At 44.7% G+C, this 22,019-nt stretch carries 18 protein-coding genes and 3 pseudogenes; 20 read left to right on the top strand and 1 reads right to left on the bottom strand.

Features of this window, described 5'->3' with window-relative positions; genetic code table 11:
* Positions 1–202 precede the first annotated feature (202 nt).
* The 16 genes and pseudogenes from KO087_RS04290 to KO087_RS04230 all read left to right on the top strand — a co-directional run bounded on the left by KO087_RS04290 (position 203) and on the right by KO087_RS04230 (position 16,121).
* Positions 203–6,871 carry a S8 family serine peptidase gene (locus KO087_RS04290; protein ID WP_215508063.1) on the top strand — a complete coding sequence of 2,223 codons (6,669 nt, stop codon included), beginning with the start codon at positions 203–205 and terminating at the stop codon, positions 6,869–6,871.
* A 158-nt stretch (positions 6,872–7,029) separates the two neighbouring features.
* Positions 7,030–8,355, top strand: coding sequence for a magnesium transporter (gene mgtE, locus KO087_RS04285; RefSeq protein WP_215508062.1), 1,326 nt, complete (start codon positions 7,030–7,032; stop codon positions 8,353–8,355).
* Positions 8,356–8,421: 66 nt separating this feature from the next.
* A complete protein-coding gene (locus KO087_RS04280) occupies positions 8,422–9,051 on the top strand; it encodes a hypothetical protein (protein ID WP_215508061.1) in 630 nt (209 codons plus the stop codon).
* A 329-nt stretch (positions 9,052–9,380) separates the two neighbouring features.
* Positions 9,381–9,452: pseudogene (locus tag KO087_RS09690) on the top strand (helix-turn-helix domain-containing protein); the annotation flags it as partial.
* Positions 9,453–9,467: 15 nt separating this feature from the next.
* A complete protein-coding gene (locus KO087_RS04275) occupies positions 9,468–9,698 on the top strand; it encodes a hypothetical protein (RefSeq protein WP_251374910.1) in 231 nt (76 codons plus the stop codon).
* Between the two features lie 21 nt (positions 9,699–9,719).
* On the top strand, positions 9,720–9,968 hold the full coding sequence (locus KO087_RS04270; RefSeq protein WP_215508059.1) for an IS3 family transposase: 249 nt from the start codon (positions 9,720–9,722) through the stop codon (positions 9,966–9,968).
* Positions 9,953–10,141 (top strand): DDE-type integrase/transposase/recombinase, encoded by a 189-nt coding sequence (locus KO087_RS04265; protein WP_215508113.1) that lies wholly within the window; start codon positions 9,953–9,955, stop codon positions 10,139–10,141. Before KO087_RS04270 ends, KO087_RS04265 begins: the two co-directional genes overlap by 16 nt.
* Positions 10,117–10,296 (top strand): IS3 family transposase, encoded by a 180-nt coding sequence (locus tag KO087_RS09630; protein WP_215508058.1) that lies wholly within the window; start codon positions 10,117–10,119, stop codon positions 10,294–10,296. The genes KO087_RS04265 and KO087_RS09630 overlap by 25 nt, the downstream gene beginning before the upstream one ends.
* Before the next feature lie 126 nt (positions 10,297–10,422).
* Positions 10,423–11,073 (top strand): response regulator transcription factor, encoded by a 651-nt coding sequence (locus tag KO087_RS04260; protein WP_215508056.1) that lies wholly within the window; start codon positions 10,423–10,425, stop codon positions 11,071–11,073.
* 3 nt (positions 11,074–11,076) lie between these two features.
* Positions 11,077–11,937: a sensor histidine kinase gene (locus KO087_RS04255; protein ID WP_215508112.1), complete on the top strand. Its 861-nt coding sequence runs from the start codon at positions 11,077–11,079 to the stop codon at positions 11,935–11,937.
* A gap of 47 nt (positions 11,938–11,984) precedes the next feature.
* Entirely contained in the window at positions 11,985–12,665 is a 681-nt protein-coding gene (locus KO087_RS04250) for an ABC transporter ATP-binding protein (RefSeq protein WP_215508055.1), read from the top strand.
* The gene (locus tag KO087_RS04245) at positions 12,658–15,126 is read left to right on the top strand and encodes an ABC transporter permease (RefSeq protein ID WP_215508054.1); all 2,469 of its coding nucleotides are present in this window, start codon (positions 12,658–12,660) and stop codon (positions 15,124–15,126) included. Before KO087_RS04250 ends, KO087_RS04245 begins: the two co-directional genes overlap by 8 nt.
* A gap of 16 nt (positions 15,127–15,142) precedes the next feature.
* A pseudogene (locus KO087_RS09625) lies at positions 15,143–15,289 on the top strand (sensor histidine kinase); the annotation flags it as partial.
* A 6-nt stretch (positions 15,290–15,295) separates the two neighbouring features.
* A pseudogene (locus KO087_RS04240) lies at positions 15,296–15,514 on the top strand (hypothetical protein); the annotation flags it as partial.
* Positions 15,515–15,534: 20 nt separating this feature from the next.
* Positions 15,535–15,792 (top strand): hypothetical protein, encoded by a 258-nt coding sequence (locus tag KO087_RS04235; protein ID WP_215508052.1) that lies wholly within the window; start codon positions 15,535–15,537, stop codon positions 15,790–15,792.
* A 167-nt stretch (positions 15,793–15,959) separates the two neighbouring features.
* Complete coding sequence (locus tag KO087_RS04230) at positions 15,960–16,121, top strand: IS3 family transposase (RefSeq protein WP_148472162.1); 162 nt, start codon at positions 15,960–15,962, stop codon at positions 16,119–16,121.
* 177 nt (positions 16,122–16,298) lie between these two features.
* On the opposite strand, the gene KO087_RS04225 is transcribed toward KO087_RS04230, so the two are convergent.
* Positions 16,299–17,129, bottom strand: a complete 831-nt coding sequence (locus KO087_RS04225; protein ID WP_215508051.1) for a patatin-like phospholipase family protein — start codon at positions 17,127–17,129, stop codon at positions 16,299–16,301.
* A 426-nt stretch (positions 17,130–17,555) separates the two neighbouring features.
* Here KO087_RS04225 and purF point away from each other — a divergent pair, with 426 nt between their 5' ends.
* From purF to purH, 4 genes are read left to right on the top strand one after another with little or no spacing between them, the layout of a single operon-like run.
* Entirely contained in the window at positions 17,556–18,902 is a 1,347-nt protein-coding gene (gene purF / locus KO087_RS04220; RefSeq protein ID WP_215508050.1) for an amidophosphoribosyltransferase, read from the top strand.
* 8 nt (positions 18,903–18,910) lie between these two features.
* Positions 18,911–19,945, top strand: a complete 1,035-nt coding sequence (gene purM / locus KO087_RS04215; protein WP_215508049.1) for a phosphoribosylformylglycinamidine cyclo-ligase — start codon at positions 18,911–18,913, stop codon at positions 19,943–19,945.
* The gene (purN, locus tag KO087_RS04210; protein ID WP_215508048.1) at positions 19,942–20,496 is read left to right on the top strand and encodes a phosphoribosylglycinamide formyltransferase; all 555 of its coding nucleotides are present in this window, start codon (positions 19,942–19,944) and stop codon (positions 20,494–20,496) included. The genes purM and purN overlap by 4 nt, the downstream gene beginning before the upstream one ends.
* Complete coding sequence (gene purH, locus KO087_RS04205) at positions 20,493–22,019, top strand: bifunctional phosphoribosylaminoimidazolecarboxamide formyltransferase/IMP cyclohydrolase (protein ID WP_215508046.1); 1,527 nt, start codon at positions 20,493–20,495, stop codon at positions 22,017–22,019. The genes purN and purH overlap by 4 nt, the downstream gene beginning before the upstream one ends.

The raw sequence follows: 22,019 nt of genomic DNA, 5'->3' as shown, positions 1-22,019 counted from the left end.
TAATTTCGATTAATATTATCAACTATACCGTTCGCGCGAAAAAATCGATCATAATGATTCGCATCCAATGAAAGACTTGCTTTGTTTTCAATAAAGTAAAAAGCCCCTTGACGTGAAATAGTTAGAAGCTTATAATCCCAAATGGACGATAATGGGTATCGTTCCCAAGAATAGTTTAGCGGTCCACCATAGGAGGTTTTGGATGCAGAAGAAGATAATTAGCTTGCTCTTGGCGGCGACGATGATTTTTTCGTCGGCTGAAAGCGCCCTTGCAGCAGCTGTTGACGGCACTAAAGAGGCGACGGTTCATAAGAAAGCACCGCAAGCCAGTGCCATTGTAAAAAAATTCGAAGCGTCACAGAAAAATGTGGCAGTGAAGAACGAGAAATTTTCCTATATCGTAGAATTTTCACAGGAAGCGATGCGTGCTCCGGTGAAGGAAAAATTAAAAAAGATGAAAGATGTGAAAATTCTATACGATTATCACATCCTTTTTAATGCGGTTTCCGTGGAGACCTATCCCGAACAGGCGGAAGTTATCCGAACCTTGCAGGGGGTCAAGAGCGTGGAGCGGTGCGGAACCCTCGAGCCTTTAATGGAAAACGCGCGCAAAGTCGTCAAAGTGGATAAAGCCACCGATTACTTAAAGGCCATTAATGCCACCAATCCCGAAATCGGGAAACATTACGACGGCCGCGGCATGCTTATCGCCAACATCGACACGGGGATGGACTATAAGCACAAGGACATGCGTTTAGATGACGATGCCTTGTCTGCCGCCAAAATGCAGGAAAAGAATTTAAAACCTGAGGACAAGCCCTTTTACTTGTCGCCGAAAGTGCCCCGCAGCTTCAACTATTTAAGCGGCGGCACGATTACGAAGGAAATGTACGACGACGGCAGCGATTATCACGATCCCCACGGCATGCACATTTCCGGGATTTTAGCAGCCAACGCCACGAAACAGGATCTTCAGGCTAAAAACGGGATCCGCGGCATTGCCCCCAATGCTCAATTAATGGCGTACAAAATGTACTCCGATGCCAGCGACGGCTTTGCCGGCGACGAAACCATGTTCCACGCCTTTGAAGACTGTATCCAACATGGCGCCGACGTTATTTCCATTTCGTCGGGCTTTACAGGCACGGGCCTCGTAGGCGAAAAATACTGGCAAGCCATTCGCGGCTTGAGGAAAGCCGACATTCCCGTTTGTGTCGCCACGGGGAACTACGCTACATCTGCGTCGGACTCCTCATGGGACCGCTACAGCAACAATGCCCTTAAAATGACTGACACGGGGAACGTCACCCGTACGGCGGCACACGAAGATGCCATCGCCGTCGCCTCGTCGAGAAACACTGTCGTGGAATTTAACGGCGTAAAGATCGGCGGAAAAGATATGCGCTATGCACAAATCGGCGCCTTCTTCGACAAAAAACACTTCAACCAAAAAGATTACGACTTTATTTACTTAGGTAAATGCCAAGATGCAGACATTGCCGGAAAAGACGTGAAAGGCAAAATCGTCGTCATGGACCGGATTTTCTCCACCGACATGAAATACGCCTTCCAAAAGGTTAAAAACAAAGGCGCCGTCGGCGTTATCGTCGTGAACACCGTAAACTATTACAACCGCGACGACTGGGAAAATGTCCCTGCCATGGGTTACGAACAAGATGAACGTACACAAGTACAAGTCTTCTCTGTATCCGGCAACGACGGCAGGGATCTTTGGGATATGATCACCGGCAAACAAACGACTGCCGATGAAAAGCAAAACAAAAAAGGCGATTACCGCATCGACATGAAGGCATTCGACGCACACAAACCCGCCATCGGACAGGAAAAGCGTCTCTCCGTGGAATTTTTAAATGACAAAATCAAATGGGGCGACGAAGAAGTGCCGGCAGGCTCCACATCCTGGGGTCCCCGTACCGACCTTCTCCTAAAACCCGACGTATCCGCTCCCGGTAAAAACATTTACTCCACACTGAATGTCATTAACGGCGTAAGCACCTATCAATACATGAGCGGTACCTCCATGGCGACCCCCGTGGTATCGGCATCTACCGTATTGATTCGCCCGCGCTTAAAACAAATTGAAAAAGATCCTCTCATTAAAGGATCGGGTATCGACCTCGTATCCTTGACGAAGATCATGCTTCAAAATACGGCGCGCCCCATGAAAGACCCGACGACGAAAGATGAACAAAATCAAACGCTTTTCGCATCGCCGCGTCAACAAGGGGCAGGCATTATCGACGTGGAAAAAGCATTGAAAAACAATGTCATCGTATCCGTAAAAGCCAAAGGCGGCGACGGCCAATCCAACGATTACGGCTCCGCATCCCTCAGAGAAATTAAAGACGGATCGAAAGATTTCACCGTCACCCTGTGCAATATTTCCGATCGTGACTTGACATTTAACGTGTCCGCAAGTCCGGTCACCACCGACGGGGAAACGCCGGTGAAAAAACTGGACGAAGAATACAAAGACGAAAAGAGCCAAGACGGACAAAAAATCGTAGCGGAAATTCACCCGAAAAAAGTCGAAGGCGCCCGCCTGAATCTTGCCGCCGAAACCATAACCGTCCCCGCCCACAGCAGCTACAATTTGGCGGCGAAAATGGAAACTGGCAGTGCGAAAGATCAATTTGTGGAAAGCTTCTTGAGCTTTGAATCCAAAGAAGCCGCCGACAGCAAAAACGAAAACGCACAACCTTCCCTTTCCATGCCGGTCATGGGCTTTGCAGGAGACTGGAACAAAGAAACCATTATCGACAAATGGGCGTGGGAAGAAGGCTCCAAATCCAAAGGCATCGTCGGTTACGACGACGAAGGTAACTTAAAACGCCCCGGCACCATGAACCGCGGACGCGGCGGCGAACACGGAATCGACCTCTTTAACCCGGCAGGCGTTATTCAAAACACCGAAGACGGCAACCCGAACTTTGAACAAGATCCCGCCTTTTTCTCCTTGAATAACAGCAAGGATTTTTCGCAACAAACCTCAGGCGACAGTCAAATTATCAAGGACTACACCACCGATAAAATGGTAACGCCGACCCCCCTTATTTTACGCTCCGCCTACGATGCGAAGGTGGCCATCGTCAACCAACAGAAAGAAGAGGGCCAACGGAACCTTAAAGTCCTTTCCGTACAACAATTTATAAAAGGTATTTTAAACTGTAAGAGCAACACGGCAAAGGGCTTAAAAAAATCCAAGATGAAAGTATTCCCCGAAATGCAATGGGACGGCCAAGTGTATTCGCCGAAAGCAATGCAGTTAAATGGAGAATACATTGAACCCGGCCTAACCCCTCTTGCCGAAGGCCAATACTTCTACAAATTCCAATACCGCCTCACGCCGGATTACTCTTATCAAGTGTCCTATGTTCCCGTAAAGGTTGACAATACGGCGCCGAAGATTTTGTCCATTGATTGTTCAAATCCCGATGAAATTAAGGTTGTGGCGAAGGATACCTATCACCAAAACCCGGACAAATCGAAGACGTGGTTTAATTACGATCAAAAACAACATCCCGAAGCCTTTAAAGAAGTTTCCAACAAACTTTGGTTCTTAGGCGCATCCTTTGTGGATGAAGACGGCGACTTAATTAAAGAGCCGAGCCTAAAAGTTCTCAACAAAGGCTACGACGAAAAGACCGGGGAAACGCGCTACGTCATTAAAGGCGCCAACAGCGATCTTCTAGGCAAAACCCTGGAATTGGCGGCCCTCGACGGCGCCACCAACTTCTCCGACACCTTCCGCGTGAAATTCGACAAAAACCTTACCGACGGTAAGCTGAAATACGAAGTAAACGCAAAGGCAAATAAGGACGATGGGACTTACACGGCAGATGACAAGTACGCCATCGACGGCAGCAAACTAAAGACTGCCGCACCCCCTGAAAACAAACCGGAAGAAGAAAAACAAGAAGACGACAAAAAAGTCGAAGGCACACCTGAAATCGTCTTGGACAAAGCACATTCCACTACAGGAAAATTAGAAGATTCCGATTTACGGAAGATGCCGAAACCCAAGACCTATAACAAATACAACTTTATTAGCGGCGAAGAAGAGCCCTACACCGATTACGGCGACTACAACAACAAACTGGACGCCGACGGCAACCCCCTCTTCTATGAAAATGGAGATCCTATGGAATACACCAAGGAAACCATGGAGGGTCTGAACAAGAAAGGCTATGTCGGCAAAATCACCCCCGATGAAGACGGCGGCTTCCGCGTATCCGGTACGCTGAAAAATGTATCGAAAAAAGCCAAGCTTTATTACCAATCGGCGTCCATGATAAAAATCGGCAAACGAGCCGAAGTCATGACCTTCAATTACGACGACAAGGCGAATACCCTTTCCTTCGATTTCTACGGCAACAAAGACGATGTCAATAACGATAAGGGAACCAACTACGAACGGGATATTAAACTCTTCGTCGTCGATCAACAGGGCGACAGCAAACCCATTTTCTTTAGAATGCCCAAAACGAAGAAAAAAGACGAAAAAGCATTTCACCCCGTCGAATCCAAGGTCGGCGGTATTGAAGAACTTAGTAACGGCGATTTAAACAGCAAAGTCTTCGCCGATAAAGACGTTAACGGCAACACCGTCTTTAAAATGCGGGAAGAACTGAAGATCTACAAAGGCTACGCCGTAAAGATCACAGCCTTCAACCCGGGCAAAAACGGCTTAAAGCCCTTAAGCTCCGACGTATATTACTGCGACGCATCCCGTTGCGAACCGGGCGAGGACTTTGGAAAAGACGAAAATGTCCGCTTCAATATTCTCCAAGGCTTTAACCACATAAACTACAAGGTTTACAAAATCGCCTTAGATAAAGATGGTAAAGCGATTACAAAGGACGGCAAGGTGGAACTGAATGAGAAAAATCTCATTTCCGAAAAAGGCAAATGCGTTTACTTCGATAAAGACGCCGTGCAATTGGATATGGATAAAAACTTCTTCAACCCCACTGCTGACAGCAAACTTTACGTTCGCAAGAGCCCCTTGGTGATGAAAGGCGTCGTCGGCGATAAAGGCGGCTTTAACTGGCACCTGCGTATTAACGAAAGCATCGTCGACGAATACTTGATCTACGGCGATCTAAAGGGCGACAACAGCCGACCCTTTGAAGTGAAGGTCCCCTTTGAAGACGGCGATCGCCTGGATTGGGCGGCAAAAGACTACTCCGGAAACGGCATGCCCGGCGACATTAAAGACAGCGAAGGCAACATCATTCAACGTGCCCTCACCACCCAATACTATATCTATTTAGACGATGTAAAACCCGAGGTTACCATTACAAAAGAAGTCAAAGACAATGCACAGGCCATCCCCTATGGCAACAACAAAAAGCTTTACGTGAACGTTACGGATGAACGGACAGGTAAAAAAGAAGGAAAAATCCAAGAAAAAGAAATTTTCATTAACGGCAAACCCTATATCGCCGGCACGGACTTAGAAAATTACGGCTACGCTCCTTATGAAATCAAAGTCGTGGCAAAAGACTACGCGCGGAATACGACAGTGAAAATTATGAGCTTCGATCCTGATGATGACAAACTTATGGAAAAGCCAAACGCAAAGGTCACCATTCAATTCCATGGTGGCGAAGGCACCATGGCGCCCATTACAGTCGTCCAAGGGGAAGACTTCGTCTTGCCGGAATGCACTTTGACGGCGCCGAAAGGCAAAGTCTTTGCAGGATGGCGCGTAAAAGAAGCCAACGCCTTTATGTATGGCGTATCGAGATCACAGGGCAGCACACGTGCAGCGACAAGTGGCAGCACACGGGCAGCGACAAGCGAAGACCTTAAAGGCTTGCGTCAACCGGGCGAAGTCCTTGATGCAACAAAAGATCTCGAGATTACCGCCGTATTCAAAAACGCCAAACCTATAGAAAAAATAACTGTAAACTTCGAAGGAGCAGGCGGACAAGGTACGGCACAATCCAAGGATGTAGAAAAAGGCTCTAGCATTATCTTGCCGGAAAACGGCTTTAAAGCACCGGCAGGAAAGGAATTTGCCGGCTGGCTCGTATCGGGCACATTGACGAAACCCGGCACAGAAGTCACCATTAAGGACGATATGACCATTACGGCACAATGGAAAGACACGGAAAGCAACCCCGATCCCGGAACGAAGCCCGCTCCCGGAACGAAACCCGATCCCGGAACGAAGCCTGATCCCGGAACCAAGCCCAATCCCGGCACCAAGCCCGGCCGTGGCGGATCGAGTCATAATTGGTTCCCCTCTACACCGAACCGCGGATCTGCTTCCCAAGATTCTGCCAATGGAAACCAAGCATCGCAAATTAAAGACGATTTCACCGGCCACTGGGCGGAAGCCGTTATACGAGACGCCTTGGCAAAAGGCTACTTCAGCAACATTGCAGGCGACATCGTCTTCAAGCCCGATCTCCCCGTTACACGGGCACAATTTGTCACCGTCCTGGCACGCTACGCCAACGTGGACACAAGCAAATATCAATTTGCGCCATTCAAAGACGTGAACGCAGGCGATTTCACCGCCCCCTACATCGCGTGGGCAGCAGAAAACAAAATCGTCCTGGGCGTAGGCGACAATCGCTTTGCACCGAACAAAACACTGGATCGCGCCGAAATGGCGACCATCCTCTACCGATACACCAACACCTTAAAAATTCAATTGAAAGAAACAAAACAAGTGCCGAAATACACCGACTTTGACACCATTCCCTCGTGGGCACAAGAAGCGGTCATGCACATGAGCCGCTACGAAATCCTACAAGGAAACGAAGACAAAACTTTCGCTCCGAAAGGAAACTTCACCCGCGCGCAACTGGCAAAAGTCATCTATCAATTCGGCCACTAAAATCAAAAGGCAGATCGGAAAGACCGGTCTGTCTTTTTTGTGCAAATATGCGAAAACTATCTTCTTTCCATGGCCTATGATATAATCTGGCTATTCATTAGAAACAAAGAAAAAGGATTGAGTGCGCTCGATCCTTTTTGTTTAGAAAGGGGGATGAGATGACGCGTAATTACGACGTGGATGCAATTAAATCCTTAAAATTAGAAATTAATCAAATGGACCCGGTGGACTTGGCGGATCGCCTTCAGGACATGGATCCCGTGTCCGTGGCTTTGTGGCTGAAGCTTTTGGACAAGGACAAGGCGGCAGATACTTTCGCGGAGCTCGACGGGGAGACGAAGCGTCTATTAATCGACAGCTACACCGACGATGCCATACGAACCCTGATTCAGGAGCTTGACGAAGACGAGTTGGTGGATACCTTGCAGGAGCTGCCCGCCAACATGGTGCGCCGGCTTATGGACGAATTCGTCACCGGCGACCGTCGGGTCATCGTCAATAAATTATTAGGCTATCCGGAAGACAGCGTCGGCGCCATTATGACCGTGGAGTTTGTCTCCGCCAAGGCTTCTTCCGGCATGGAGCACATCTATCAGCGGGTCATGGCATCCACCTTGGATGGGGACAAGCTGGAGCAAATTTGGGTTACCGACGATTCCCTGGTGCTTTTGGGCTACGTCTTTTTAGCCGATGTGCTCCGCAACATGGATCAGCCCGTGGAGGACATACTCAGGCCTCTGCCTCGCACCGTCCTGGCTACGGACGACCAGGAAATCGTCGCGAAGCTCGCCTACCGCTACGACTTGTCGGAAATTCCCGTCACGGATTCCGAGGGGCGCCTCATCGGGACGGTTCCCTTGGAAGATGCCATCGACATTATGCACGAAGAGTACGAAGAGGACTTGTCCAACATCCACGGGGTACAGGACACCTCCGACGAAGATTATTTGGAACGTTCCAGTTTTGCCATCGCCAAAGACCGCACCACTTGGCTCATTATCTGCCTCATTACCGCCACCATGACGGGCTTTATTATTCAGCGCTACGAGTCCTTGCTGGCATCCAGCGTGGCCCTCGCCGCCTACATTCCCATGCTCATGGACTCCGGCGGAAATGCCGGCACCCAGTCCTCCACCACGGTGATCCGCGCCCTTTACACGGGGAAAGTTCACTTCAGAAATATTTTCTCCGTCATGAGCAAAGAGCTGAAGGTGGGCCTCATTACCGGCACCATTTTGGTGGCGGTAAACTTTGTTCGCATGACCATTTTAGGCGACCACGATCTATCCATCAGCCTTACCGTATCGGCGACTCTGCTTTTAACGGTGACCTTGTCGAAAATCATCGGCGGCATCCTGCCCTTGATTGCTGACAAAGTCCACGTGGACCCGACGGTTATGGCAGGGCCCATCATCACCACCTTGGTGGACACCTTCGCTCTCTTAATTTACTTCGAAGTGGCCATCCACTTAATCAATCTGTAAAATGCCGGCCTCGGGCCGGTTTTTTATTGCGGCGAAAAGGGTATATAAAGGGAAAGGAGGTGGGCTATGAGAAAGAAAGTTTTGATCGCCTTGGGGATTCTCTTTGTGGCGGGGGTGGCTTTTGCGGCCTTTTTGTCTTATGCCTTGTCGCCGACGCCGGACTTTCGGCGCAATGAAACGGTGGGCGGCGTGCGCATGGATGCTGTCGTGGCATGGGACGAGCGCAAGCCCATTGTCCGCACCTTTAAAGAAAAAGACTATCTTGCTTTTACGGAAAATCAATTGGCGAAGGTGCGGGATACAATCCACGGAAAGATCGAAGGCGACATCCCCTGTATCAAATTAAATAAAAAGCCCCGGATCTTTTTCCAATTCGAGAAAAATGAAAAGCCCGTAAAGCCTAAAAAGATAAGCATTAAAATCATCGCCCACGCATCGGACGATGACGATCCTCAGAAGACGCGGATTATCACCGACGAAGTAAAGGACGAAGGGGACTTGGGCTACAGCTACACCACCAAGCGCTACGGCCGCCAATACGAAAAAGACTTTCTGGAATACCTGCAGGTGGAAGTCCATTACACGATCGACGGAGAAAACTACATCTCCACCTTCGGCGCCTTCCAAGGCAATGTGGAAGACGGCACGGACTTTTTCGAAAACGAAACATTAAATGCGCCGGTGGAACCGGAATAAAAAAAGGTCCTTCGTGAACTGACCCCCAAAAGTTGGACCAAGAAATCCAACCTTTGGGGGTCTTTTAATGACAAAATACAGTTATGAATTGAAGAAGGAAATTGTCGAGGAATACTTGTCCGGGAAGTCAAGTTACCGTGACTTGGCAATGAAATACCAAATTGAAAATCTGTTCTTAGACTATGGGTGAATAATTACAGACATTTTGGCGATGAAGGGTTAATACGCTCTAGAAATAATCGTGAGTACAGTGTAGAGTTTAAGTTAGAAGCCATCACACGTTACGAAACGAGCGAATGCAGCTATAGCCAACTTGCCCTTGAACTCGGCTGAATCCATCCATGATTGTGAACTGGCGAAAACAGTACCGAGAGAAGGGCATTGAGGGTCTGCGACCACACAAGCGAGGGAGACCTGTGACGAAGAAAGATGACCGCAATCAAGCATCGAAGTCTCTAACAAAGGAGGCGCCTCTTGATGTATCCACACGGGAGGCATTGAAAAACCGCATCAAAAAATTAGAAGTGGAAAACCGGAAACCCACCATTCAAAAGAAGTTCTGGGAACAGTTAAGGAGTTTGGAGAGGGAAGAAGCAATGAAAAAAAGGCGAGGATCGTCGCCAAACTCCGAGAACAATTCCAACTAAGAAAGATTCTTGCCCTCATTTATGTACGGGCAGAAAAAGCGGAGCGAAGCAGATAAGGATCAAGCCTTAAGAGACGAAGTTTTGGCTATTCGGTGCGAACACAAAGACTATGGCTATCGAAGGATCCATCTGGAGCTGAAGAACCGGGGAGGGGTGGTGAGCAAAAAGAAAATTCAACGACTGGTTCAGGTCATGGACCTGTATAATCTTGAAATCATCAGCTACATCCTTTCGATCAACCCAACGGCGTCACCATGCTGCAAGGTTTAGAAGAAGCTATCAAGCGCACCGACACCTGCCCCTACCGCCGCACCTTCCACTCCGATCGCGGTTGGGGTTACCAAATGACCGCCTATCAAGCCATGTTAAAAAAACATCTCATCTTTCAAAGCATGTCGAGAAAAGGCACAACGCACCCATGGAAAACTTCTTCAGTGTACTGAGAAGAGAAATCTACGACGGTCACATCTACCGGAGCCGACAAGAACTCGTGCGTTCCATCGAACGTTTTATCCACTACTACAACAACGATCGAATCAAAGAAAAGTTAGGAGGATTGAGTCCGAAGCAATACCGTGAACAGATGCAATCTGCATAGAACGAATGTTATGTAAAACAAAATCGAGCAAGCGAAATGCTTACTCGATTAAGTCCAACTTTATGGGGTCACTCTACCGTGAAGGGTCTGTTTTTAATATAAAAGTTGATACATGAGAGGGTTAGAATGAAGAGTGTTTTGATTATAGAAGATAATAAAGAAATTGCCTTACAAATGGAAAAGTATTTAGTTACTAATGGTTATGAAGTAAAGGTTGCATCATCTTTTTATGAGGCGACCTATAAGATGAATGTAGACATGGATGTGGCACTACTTGATATAAATCTACCAGATAAAGACGGTCAACATTTGATAGAAAGATTAAAAGATAAGGACATAAGAGTTATTGTAACAACTGTAAGAAATGATGAAGATTTTATAATTGAATCTCTAGATCAAGGAGCAGACGACTATTTAACTAAACCATTTTCCCTTGCAATATTAAGGGCAAGAATTGATGCGGTTTTAAGAACAATACCTCTAAGTCAAGACAAAATAATTACTTACAAGGATATAAAAATAGATTTAAATGATTCAAAAGTTTATTTTAAAGGTAAGCAAATAGAGCTAACTCCACTTGAGTATGAAATCCTAGTCTTATTTATTAAAAATCCTCACCGAGTTTATACCAGAAGTCAACTGTTAGAAATGTTTTGGGAAGATAGGGATAAATTTGTAAATGATAATACCCTCACATCAACTATTAAGAGAATCAGAGAAAAGCTTGATAGGGGAGTTATTTCTACTGTTAGAGGAATTGGATATAGGATGGATTAGATGATGATATATGTATTTTGGATAATAAGTCTGGGACTTCTTTATTATTTTTTAGAATCAAGAAAGAAAAATAGAATAAATGAGCTTATAGATCTGGTAGAAAATATGAAAAATCAGGACTACAAAATTCCTATGAAGCAAGATGATTTTTCAATTTTGGAAGATAAAATTTATAAGCTTTTTATAGAAATAGTAGAAGCCAAAGAGACAAGTAGAAAAAATAGCGAAAAGCAAATCGAATACCTAGAAGATATCGCCCATCAAATCAAAACTCCCATTACATCTATGCTTTTTTCCATAGAAAATTTGGAGATGAACTTTCCGGACAATGATGACATAGAGATTTTAAAAAGACAAACCCTTAGATTAAACTCTCTATCAGATATTTTACTCAAACTATCTAGCCTTGATGCCAACAAAGATCTTATGAAAAAAGAAGAAATTCGTTTAGATGAATTAGTGGATTATGCTATGGACAGTTTGGACTTAAATAGATTTACCAATGTAGAAATAGAGAAAAGTTTAAAGGAAAATAGTATTTGTGGAGATTTTTATTGGCTGGCAGAAGCTCTGATCAATATTATGAAAAATGCTGATAGTAGACCGACTTGTGATGAAATCATAATTTCATCTTATAAAAATCCACTCTATACGAGCTTAATCATTGAAGACAATGGCGGAGGGGTAGAAAAAGAGAATATGAAAAAAATCTTTAAACGCTTTTATAAAACTCCCGACTCAAATGGCTTTGGAATAGGCCTTGCCATGGCAAAGACAATTGTCGAAAAAAACAACGGGGAAATTTCTGTTTCAAATACTGGAAGTGGAGCAAGATTTGAAATAAAATTTTACAATGTCACCTAAAAATCACTTTACTTTAATAAGCTTTCTTTGATAAAAAGGAGGCAAGTATGGAAATATTAAAAGTAGAAAATTTAAGAAAAGAATATGGAGTAGGAAACTCCAAAGTTATTGCTTTAGATGGTGTCAACCTTGAAATTGGAAGAGGCGAATTTGTGGCCATTGTTGGACCAAGTGGGTCTGGCAAATCAACACTTTTACATATCATAGGAGGAGTGGATAGTCCAGATGATGGCAAGATTTATATAGATGGTAACGACATATCAAAGTATTCTTCCAAGGAATTAGCCTACTTTAGAAGAAGAAAAGTTGGACTAATTTACCAGTTTTATAATTTGATTCCAAATTTAACAGTTCGTCATAATATAGAACTTCCACTAAAACTAGATAAAAGAAAAACAAATCAAGATGAATTTTCAGATATAGTTAAAAAATTGGGTATAGAAAGTAAACTTAACTCTTTTCCAAGTGAACTATCAGGAGGCCAGCAACAAAGGGTTGCCATAGCAAGGAGTCTTATCTATTCTCCGTCTCTTGTACTCGCCGATGAACCAACGGGAAACCTAGACAGAGAAAATTCGAGAGAAATAATTGAAATTTTAAAATATTTTAACAGGACTTTAAAACAGACAATTATAGTAATCACCCATGATGAGTCTATAGCCCTAGAGGCAGAAAGGGTAATAACAATTGTCGATGGGAAAATAGTGGGAGATGAGGATAATGAATAAGAAGAATCTCTCAATCTCACTTTCACTTTTTATAACTGCAATTTTCTTTACATTTAGTGTTTACTTTGGATATGTAAATAATAAGTTTGATTATGAATATTTTAGGAACAGATCAATTTATGATGCTAAAATTATGCCTGATACAGTTTCTGGTGACTCAAGTAAATTAAAAGAAATAAAAAACATTAAAGAAGTGGGAGAAGTTGCAGTAGAAAATGATTCTGCCAAGCTATCTCAAAATGTCTTAGTGATAAATTATACAGACCAAGCTTTTACCAAGATGTTAGAAGATAATATGTTAAAAGAGGGAAGTTTTGCTACAAAAGATAACGAAATTACCATACCTAAAAGTCTTGCAGAAAAAGAAAATTTAAAAATTGGCGATAAGGTAAAAGTAGAATTTGGGAATAGATTAGTTGATGGAAAAATTATAAAGCCAGTTTCAAGTGTTACTAAGGATGAAGAATTTGCAAGAAAAAATAGCAAAGAATATGTAATAAGTGGTATCACAAGAAATCTTTACAATGAGAATATGAAGATTTTTTATGCTTCTACTGTCATTGGAAAGGATGCAAAGACTAATAGCTTTGTAAGATTTGATAATTTTAGAAAAGCCTATAGTAATAAAGATAATTTAGAAAAAGAAATTGCATCTGCCTTGAATAAAGATAAAGTAGAACTAGAATTTAGCGAAATAATGAAAGATTACTATAATGTTGATGGAAGTCTTTTACAACAAAATAGGCAGGTGATTGTAGACTCTATTTTAATATTTGCTACAATACTTATTTTTATATTTTTTGTAAAAAATATTTTTACAGTTTGGGGTCTAAGAAAGATAAGAGAAATTTCAATGTACAAGTCCATTGGTTCAACAGATTACCAAATTTATAAATTGCTTTTAAAAGATGGATTAAAAATTTCGCTTCTACCAATAGTTATGGGACATGTTTTCGGATATGGAGGAATCAACCTCCTCAATCTTGGTATTCAAAGGATTGTAGAGGAAGAGGAAAAGTACAAGTATATAGAATTTTCGCCAAGGCTTTCACTTGTAGTTTTGTTAATTTGCTTTTTTATAATTTTAATAGCAATACTTGCTCCAGCTAAAAAAATCGCAAAGGTAAATATAATTGATGGTATAAAGGGCAATTTTAATGACAAAAATATAAAACTAAAGAAGAATAAAAATATTTGGAAGGAATTAAAGATAAATAATTTAAAAACTATTTCCTCTCAGAGATATATTTCTGCAATTGGAATGATAATTGTATCAATTTTTTTGATAGTTTTCTCTATGGCAAAGTACAATAGGGTGAAAAATACTTACACTTACAATACGAATATTAATATATCAATTCATTCAAATGAAGCTGAAGTTCCAAATGTCTTAAAGGATATAATGAAGACTACAGAAAATGACAGAGCCTTTCTTTCAACTGAAAAATATATTTCTCTTAGTAAGGAGCAAAATTATTCAGATGAGTTTAGGTCTCTTGATTTAGATGGAAAAATGCGTAAATATTATGATAATGGCGAAGATTTTTATCTCGATGGATTTATAACTGCTTTAGATGATCAAACTTTTGAAAAAATAGGAGGTAAAAAGGGAGAAGTTTTGCTATTAAATAAGGTCCAAGTAAATCCAAATGCACCAATTGATGGATCAGAAACAACAAAATATTTTAAAAATATGGGTATTTTAAATTACTCTATAACAGAAGAGAAAAATTACAATTATTCAATCAAAGTAGATAGGTTAATTGATAACACAAAGGACTTTAGGCAAAGAAGACTACCTTTTTATGTGAATTTATATGTTGACTTTGACACATACTTTAAACTTTTAGAAGAATGGAATAAATTTTATTTAAAAAACAACAATGACTTGAGAAGAAACACCTACGAACTCTCAATGAAAGTTGATGAAAATAAGTTAGACGATATAAAGAATGAAGTTAAAGAGAGATTAGATTCTTCCATTGCCTACAATGAAACTTATAATTTAACTACAAGCAAAGATGTAGAAGCAAATCGCATGAAAGACGTAAAAACTTTTGGACTTATGATAATTTTTATTGCAAGCATAATTTTTATTTTAAATATAACTAATGGATATTCTTCTATTAATTTAAGTTTAATGGCAAGGAAAAAAGAAATTGGATCTTTAGTGTCTTGTGGAATAGATGAGGAAGAACTGAAAAACAAATATACAAGAGATTTTATATTAGAAGAAATTAAATCACTGGCAATAGTTTTAATAGTAAGTTTTGCTGCTTTATTTGTAATTGCAAAAATATCTCCAACATTGGATATGAAAATTTTGTTGTCTTATTTTGAATATAAATATTTCTTTGCTTTTGGGATTTTGATTTATGGTATAAATATTTTAATTTACAAGACAACTTTACAAAATATTTTAAAGATCGATCCCATTGATTTGATAAGAGGATTTGACTAGGAGGGACTTATGAGTAAGAATATTAGTAAGATTTTACAAAAGTCCTGACTCTAAGGGCTTTGGCATAGGACTTGTCATGGCAAAATCAATTGTTGAGGCAGACAATGGAGATATATCTGTAAAAAATGGAAAAGATGGTGCGATTTTTAAAATTAAATTTTACTTTGAAAAGTCGGTTACAATTTCTATTATAACAAGTTTAGGAGTTATGTTTATAATGTCGATAATCGCTTCTAATTTAAGAATGAGTACTTTAATAAAATATTATGACTATAAAAGTTTCTTAGGATTTTCATTAGTCGTCTATGGTATTAATCTAATCATCTATCATTTTTCTTTAAAGAGAATTTTAAACAGACCGACTACAGATTTAATTCGAACAATATAATTTCAAAGAAAGAGAATAGTATGAAGAAAAATATCAGTAAAAAATTATTTCTACTTGGACTCACGATTTTTGCGATTTCCTACCTACTGCCAATAGACATCTTTGAAAGCTATACAAGTCTAAGACCAACTGGACTCACATCCATGTTTATCTGCCCAATTATTGGACTAATAGGTTTAATATTTGGGGTAAGGGAAAAGGACGGATTATTTATAGTATTGAATATTATGTTAATCTTATTACTGCCTATAGCAATGTTTGTAGGTCATCTAATATAAGTAATGCGACTAAAACAAGAAAATAACAATCTAAACAGCTCTTTTGAGGGCTGTTTTTTCTTTGCTCCAGAATGATATATTAAATAATAAGATGCTTATTGATTAACATATTCTCACATACGAGGCTTCCTAAAAATTTAAATTTTTCCATACTGACCACTCAAGCCATGTCGAGAAAAGGCAACTGCTACGACAACGCACCCATGGAGAACTTCTTCAGTGTACTGAAAAGAGAAATCTACGACGGTCACATCTACCAGAGCCGGAGAGAACTCGTCCGGGCTATTAAAAACTTTATCCACTATTACAACAACGATCGAATCAAATAAAAGTTAGGAGGCTTGAGTCCAAAGCAATACCGTGAACGGATGCAATCTGCATATAACGAATATTATGTAAAACAAAATCGAGCAAGCATTTCGCTTGCTCGATTAAGTCCAACTTTATGGGGTCACTCTATCGCGGGTCTTTTTTTGTCGGAAATGGAATTGTTTATCGGTGCCGGATCAGCGGGCAAGCCATTTTTCGATTTGTGCGCCTTTTTTATAGCCCTCGTCGTAGAGGATGTTCATTTTCTTCAGATCCAATTTCAAGGTCTTCATGTGAAGGGTGGATTGGGGGGCGATGACGAGGGTGTTGTCGTCGGCTAAAATGCGGCGCAGCTGACGGTTGTAGGTTTCGGCCCGCTTGGAAAGGGCCCGGGCCAGGGCGGGATATTTTCTTCGGAGGCGCAGGACGAAGTAGAGATCCCGCCGCGGGCGCCTGAAGTAATCCTTTGGCCGCGTCAAAATGACCACCGTCTTTGTCACGCCGTCGGCTTGCGCCTTCTCGATGGGAATGGGATCGGAGACGCCGCCGTCGACGTAGTGGCCGCCCTGAAACGCCAAGGGGCGATTGACCACCGGCACGCAGGCCGAGGCGGCGATGGCGCCGTAGCGGTCTTGGGCCAAATCGTCTTTTGTAAAATAGGTGGCCTCGCCTGTGAAGGCATCGGTGGCCACGATGACAAATTGCGCGGAAGAGGCCTTTACCTGATCCAGATCCAGGGGGTATTCCCCGTCGTGATTGGAAAGGGTGCCGTAGATGTAATCCAGATTAATGAAATCCCCGGTTTCCTTGTAGTGCTTCACGCCCATGTAGTCGTCGCGAAAGGCGTAGTCCGTGTAAAAGGTTTTGGAGCGGCCCGGCTGCTGTGCCAAGTAGCCGATTAAATTGCTGGCACCGGCTGAGACGCCGAGGCAGTAGTCGAATTGAATGCAATGATCCAAACAATAGTCCAATACGCCGGCGCCGAACACGTCGCGCATGCCGCCGCCTACATCAATTATTCCAAGCATGTATCCCTCTTTTCGTTGACGAAATCTTGTTTTGTTTTCATTATTTCACGATTGATCGAAACTGACAAGATGGATTTTCCCGACACGTCCCGTATTTTTTCCCGGCCGATTGTTCCGCCTAAAAAAATATGGTACAATAATTTCGACAAAGGGGGGCGTGGGGTTGATCCGTTTTGAATTCATTCAATTGCATTTAAAGCACTTGGCTTTTCGCGAGCTTATTTTTTCTTGCGTTAAAAAATGGCCAAGCTACGCCCTCAGTGTAGGCATGTAAAGAGGTACGGCACCCGTATCTCTTTTTTTCATTTTATGGGAGGTTTTGTGCGTGGCTTCATTAGGGAAGCCGATGAAAAAGTATCCTTTTAGAAAAACAAAGTTGCACGAACGAAGAAGGTATCGTTAGATAGAAAGGATCAAACACAAACTATGTGTGGAGTAATTGGAATTTATAGCAAATCGAATGTAGCAACCAGTCTTTTTTACGGAATGAATTCGCTGCAACACCGGGGACAAGAAGCTACGGGTATGGCCATCGACAATGGGGAAGAGATTTTGAGAAAGCGGGCCATGGGTTTGGTCATCGACGCCTACACGGAAGAAAGCTTACGGGATCTGGCGGGACACATCGGCATCGGCCATGTGCGCTATTCCACGGCGGAAGGTTCCCACGATTACAATATTCAACCCATTATGGGTTTTATCGGCGGGGAAACCATCGCCATCGCCAACGACGGCAATTTGGTGAACTACCAAGTGCTTCGTGAACGGCTGGAAGAAGAAGGGATGATGTTTCAAACCACCAACGACACGGAAGTAATTTTGTACTTAATTACCCGCTACTACGACGGCGACATTGTGGCCGCCATTAAAAAGACCATGGGCGTCATTAAGGGCGCTTATTCGGTAACGGCGCTGCTCAAGGGCAAGGTCGTGGCCTTTAGGGATCCCAATGGCTTCCGCCCCTTGGTTTTAGGCCGAGACAAAGACGATGTCATCGTGGCCAGCGAAAATGCCGCCATTGAAATTATCGGCGGCCAAATGACCAGAGACATCGCCGCCGGGGAAATTCTCGTCATCGACGAAACGGGCATCCATTCCGATCATTACGAATCGGAAGATACGCCGAAAAACTGCATTTTCGAATACGTCTACTTCGCGAGAAACGACGCCACTCTGGACGACATTAACGCCTACACCTTCAGAAGACGCTGCGGCGAAATTTTGTGGGAAGAAGCGCCCTGTGATGTGGATCTCGTCGTGCCCGTGCCGGACAGCGGCATTCCTTCCGCCATTGGCTATGCCCAAGCGGCAAAGATTCCCTACGGCGAAGGCCTGGTAAAGAACCGCTACATGGGCCGCACCTTTATTAAGCCCACCCAAAAAGAACGGGACATGGCGGTAAAACTTAAGCTCAATCCCTTAGGCGACGTGGTAAAGGGCAAATCCATCGTCTTGTTGGACGACTCCATTGTGCGCGGCACCACGAGCCGCAATTTAATTCACCGCTTGCGGGAGGCCGGTGCCAAGGAAGTGCATATGCGCATCACCTCGCCGCCGGTAAAATATTCCTGCTACTACGGCATCGACACGCCGAACAGGAAGCATTTAATCGCCGCCAACCAAAGCATTAAGGAAATCGAAGAAAACATCGGCGCCGACTCCCTGGCCTTTATCTCCATGGACGGCCTGGCCCGCGCAGGAAAGAAGAGCGTAGACAATTACTGCATCGCTTGTTTTAACGGGGACTACCCGGTAGACCCTACGGTTATTTAGGAGGCATTATGACTTTATCGTACAAAGACGCCGGCGTCGACATTACCGAAGGCAATCGTGCCGTCGAACTCATGAAAAAAGCCGTCGCATCCACTTACGACAAGAATGTATTAGGCGACATCGGTTTGTTCAGTGGCGGCTATGATCTTTCCGCCGCCAAGGACATGGAACACCCGGTGCTTTTAGGCGCCACCGACGGCGTAGGCACAAAGCTTATGGTGGCACAAATGATGGACATTCACGACACCGTGGGCATCGATCTCGTGGCCATGAGCGTGAACGACTTGATCTGCCAAGGCGCGAAGCCCCTGTTCTTTTTGGATTACGTGGCCACGGGCCGCGTCTCCGCTGAAAAAATGCAAAAGATCGTGGAAGGTGTGGCCGAAGGATGTCGCCAATCGGGCTGCGCTTTAATCGGCGGCGAAACGGCGGAAATGCCGGGGATGTATTCGGAAGACGAATACGACCTGGCCGGCTTTGCCGTGGGTCTTTGCGATAAAAATAAAATCATCGACGGAAGCAAAGTGAAGGAGGGGGATGTGGTCATCGGCCTCGCATCCAGCGGCCTCCATTCCAACGGCTACAGCCTGGCGCGGAAGCTCTTCTTCGATCACTTAAAGCTGGACATTAACAGTACGGTGGAAGGCCTTGAAGGCACCGTCGGCGAAGTGCTTCTTCGCCCCACCCGCCTCTATGTGAAACCCGTTTTGGGCCTGATGGAGGAAGTGGAAGTGAAGGGCGTCTCAAATATTACCGGCGGCGGATTTATCGAAAACATTCCCCGCATCTTGTCCGACGACTTAAACTGCACCATCGAAAAGGGCAGCTGGGACAAGGGCGATCTCTTTACCTTCATCGAAAACACCGGCGCCATCGCCGAAGAAGAGCTCTATCGCTCCTTTAATATGGGCATCGGCATGGTCCTTATCGTGTCCAAAGACGACGCGGAAAAAGCCCTGGCCTATTTAAATGAAAAGACCGACGAAAAAGCCACGGTGATCGGCGAAATCACCAAGGGCGAAGGCAAGACCGTGCTGAAATGAAAATCGCCGTCATGATCTCCGGCTCCGGGACCAATTTACAGTCCCTCTTAGATGCGGAAGCCGAAGGATTTTTCAAATCACACATCGCCCTGGTCGTCTCCAATCGCCGCGACGCCTATGGCCTCGTGCGGGCGAAGGAGGCGGGAAAGGCCACTTTCGTTGAAGAAGACGGGGACCTCATGGCCGTCTTGGAAGAGAATCAGATCGACTTTATCGTCCTCGCCGGCTATTTAAAAATCCTCGGCAAGGAGCTATTGACGCGCTACGCCGGGCGCATCATTAACATCCATCCGGCCCTTCTGCCGAAATACGGCGGCAAGGGCATGTATGGCATGCACGTCCACGAAGCCGTGTTCGCCCACGGGGAAAAACGAAGCGGTGCTACGGTGCACTACGTCACCGAAACCGTCGACGGCGGCGCCATCTTGCTTCAATCTTCCGTAGACATCGAAAAATTATCGTCGCCGGAAGCCATTCAACAAACGGTGCTCGTTTTGGAGCATCAATTACTTAAAACAGCCATTCGATTATGCGAGGAGGGCATCCTATGAAATACGCACTGTTGTCCGTCACGGATAAGACAAATATTGTAAGCTTCGCCAAGGGCCTGGTGGATTTGGGCTTCACCCTGTTGTCCACCGGCGGCACCTTGAAAACCATCGCCGAAGGCGGCGTCGACGTCACGCCCATTGACGCCTACACAGGCTTTCCCGAAATGCTGGACGGTCGGGTAAAGACCCTGCATCCGAAGGTACACGGCGGCATTCTCTATAAACGGGACGAAAAGAGCCACGTGGATACGGTGAAGGAACACGGCATCGGCAACATCGACTTGGTCTGCGTCAATCTTTACGCCTTCGAAGAAAGCTACAAACAAAAGAAATCGGAAGCCGACATGATCGAAAACATCGACATCGGCGGCCCCTCCATGGTGCGCTCTGCGGCGAAAAACCACAAAGACGTGCTCATCGTCACGGATCCCGCCGACTACGATGATGTGCTCGCCGTATTAAAAGAAGGAAAAGACGACCTCGCCTTCCGCCGGAAGCTGGCCATGAAGGCCTTCAGCAAAACCGCTTACTACGATTCCATGATCGCCCGCTACTTCAAGGAAGTGACGGGTGAAGATGACGATCTCTTGACCATCGGCCTGAAAAAAGACGGGGATCTGCGCTACGGGGAAAACCCCCATCAAAAGGCCGCCGTCTATTCCGATCCCATGGTCAACAGCTATTTCAGCCACATGAAACAGTTCCAAGGCAAGGAGCTTTCCTACAATAATCTCAACGACTTTAACACGGCGGTGAATTTGGCCGGGGAATTCGACGAAGAAAAAGACGGCATTATCTGTGTCGGCTTAAAACACGCCACCCCCTGCGGCGTGGCCTTAGGCGAATCGGCTGTGGATGCCTACAAGAAAATGTTTGAAGCGGACAGCCTCTCCATTTTCGGCGGCATCGTGGCTTTAAATACCACGGTAGACAAGGCCTGTGCCGAAGAAATGGTGAAGATCTTCCTGGAAGTGGTTGCGGCAAAAGATTTTACCGAGGAGGCCCTGGAAGTCTTTAAGCAAAAGAAGAATCTGCGGGTGATTCAAGTGGATTACGCGGCAGGTGCCATGAAAAAAGAAATGCGCTTCGCAAGCGGCAAGGTCTTGGTACAAGACACGGATCTCGACGCGGCGGAAGACTACAAAGTGGTCACGGACAAGGCGCCGACGGAAGCTGAAAAGCGGGACCTCCTCTTCGGCATGAAGGTGGTAAAATACGTGCGCTCCAACGCCGTGGTCCTCATTAAAGACGGCATGACCCTTGGCGTGGGCGGCGGCGAAACCAGCCGCATCTGGGCCCTTGAAAATATCTTTAACCACAATCCCGATCGCGACTTCACAGGCTCCGTCTTGGCCAGCGACGCTTTCTTCCCCTTCGACGACTGCGTCAAGGCGGCGGCAGAAAAGGGCGTCAGCGCCATTATTCAACCGGGCGGCTCCATTCGCGACGAGGATTCCGTCAAAGCTTGTAACGAAAAAGGACTGTCCATGGTATTTACCGGCGTCCGTCACTTTAAACATTAA

It is taken from the genome of Peptoniphilus rachelemmaiella (assembly GCF_943169845.1).
Lineage (GTDB): Bacteria > Bacillota > Clostridia > Tissierellales > Peptoniphilaceae > Aedoeadaptatus > Aedoeadaptatus rachelemmaiella.
The sequence above is the reverse complement of the archived record's forward strand: the minus strand, read 5'-3'. Positions and strand labels throughout refer to the sequence as shown.

What these genes read in the sequence shown, in the direction of transcription:
- KO087_RS04225 (WP_215508051.1), bottom strand. Translation starts at nt 17,129, where the DNA reads ATGCTTGGAATAATTGATGTAGGCGGCGGCATGCGCGACGTGTTCGGC.
- KO087_RS04270 (WP_215508059.1), top strand. Translation starts at nt 9,720, where the DNA reads ATGTACGGGCAGAAAAAGCGGAGCGAAGCAGATAAGGATCAAGCCTTA.
- KO087_RS04265 (WP_215508113.1), top strand. Translation starts at nt 9,953, where the DNA reads ATGCTGCAAGGTTTAGAAGAAGCTATCAAGCGCACCGACACCTGCCCC.
- KO087_RS04280 (WP_215508061.1), top strand. Translation starts at nt 8,422, where the DNA reads ATGAGAAAGAAAGTTTTGATCGCCTTGGGGATTCTCTTTGTGGCGGGG.
- purM (WP_215508049.1), top strand. Translation starts at nt 18,911, where the DNA reads ATGACTTTATCGTACAAAGACGCCGGCGTCGACATTACCGAAGGCAAT.
- KO087_RS04245 (WP_215508054.1), top strand. Translation starts at nt 12,658, where the DNA reads ATGAATAAGAAGAATCTCTCAATCTCACTTTCACTTTTTATAACTGCA.
- KO087_RS04290 (WP_215508063.1), top strand. Translation starts at nt 203, where the DNA reads ATGCAGAAGAAGATAATTAGCTTGCTCTTGGCGGCGACGATGATTTTT.
- purF (WP_215508050.1), top strand. Translation starts at nt 17,556, where the DNA reads ATGTGTGGAGTAATTGGAATTTATAGCAAATCGAATGTAGCAACCAGT.
- KO087_RS04250 (WP_215508055.1), top strand. Translation starts at nt 11,985, where the DNA reads ATGGAAATATTAAAAGTAGAAAATTTAAGAAAAGAATATGGAGTAGGA.
- KO087_RS04235 (WP_215508052.1), top strand. Translation starts at nt 15,535, where the DNA reads ATGAAGAAAAATATCAGTAAAAAATTATTTCTACTTGGACTCACGATT.
- KO087_RS04255 (WP_215508112.1), top strand. Translation starts at nt 11,077, where the DNA reads ATGATATATGTATTTTGGATAATAAGTCTGGGACTTCTTTATTATTTT.
- KO087_RS09630 (WP_215508058.1), top strand. Translation starts at nt 10,117, where the DNA reads ATGGAAAACTTCTTCAGTGTACTGAGAAGAGAAATCTACGACGGTCAC.
- KO087_RS04230 (WP_148472162.1), top strand. Translation starts at nt 15,960, where the DNA reads ATGTCGAGAAAAGGCAACTGCTACGACAACGCACCCATGGAGAACTTC.
- KO087_RS04260 (WP_215508056.1), top strand. Translation starts at nt 10,423, where the DNA reads ATGAAGAGTGTTTTGATTATAGAAGATAATAAAGAAATTGCCTTACAA.
- mgtE (WP_215508062.1), top strand. Translation starts at nt 7,030, where the DNA reads ATGACGCGTAATTACGACGTGGATGCAATTAAATCCTTAAAATTAGAA.
- purN (WP_215508048.1), top strand. Translation starts at nt 19,942, where the DNA reads ATGAAAATCGCCGTCATGATCTCCGGCTCCGGGACCAATTTACAGTCC.
- purH (WP_215508046.1), top strand. Translation starts at nt 20,493, where the DNA reads ATGAAATACGCACTGTTGTCCGTCACGGATAAGACAAATATTGTAAGC.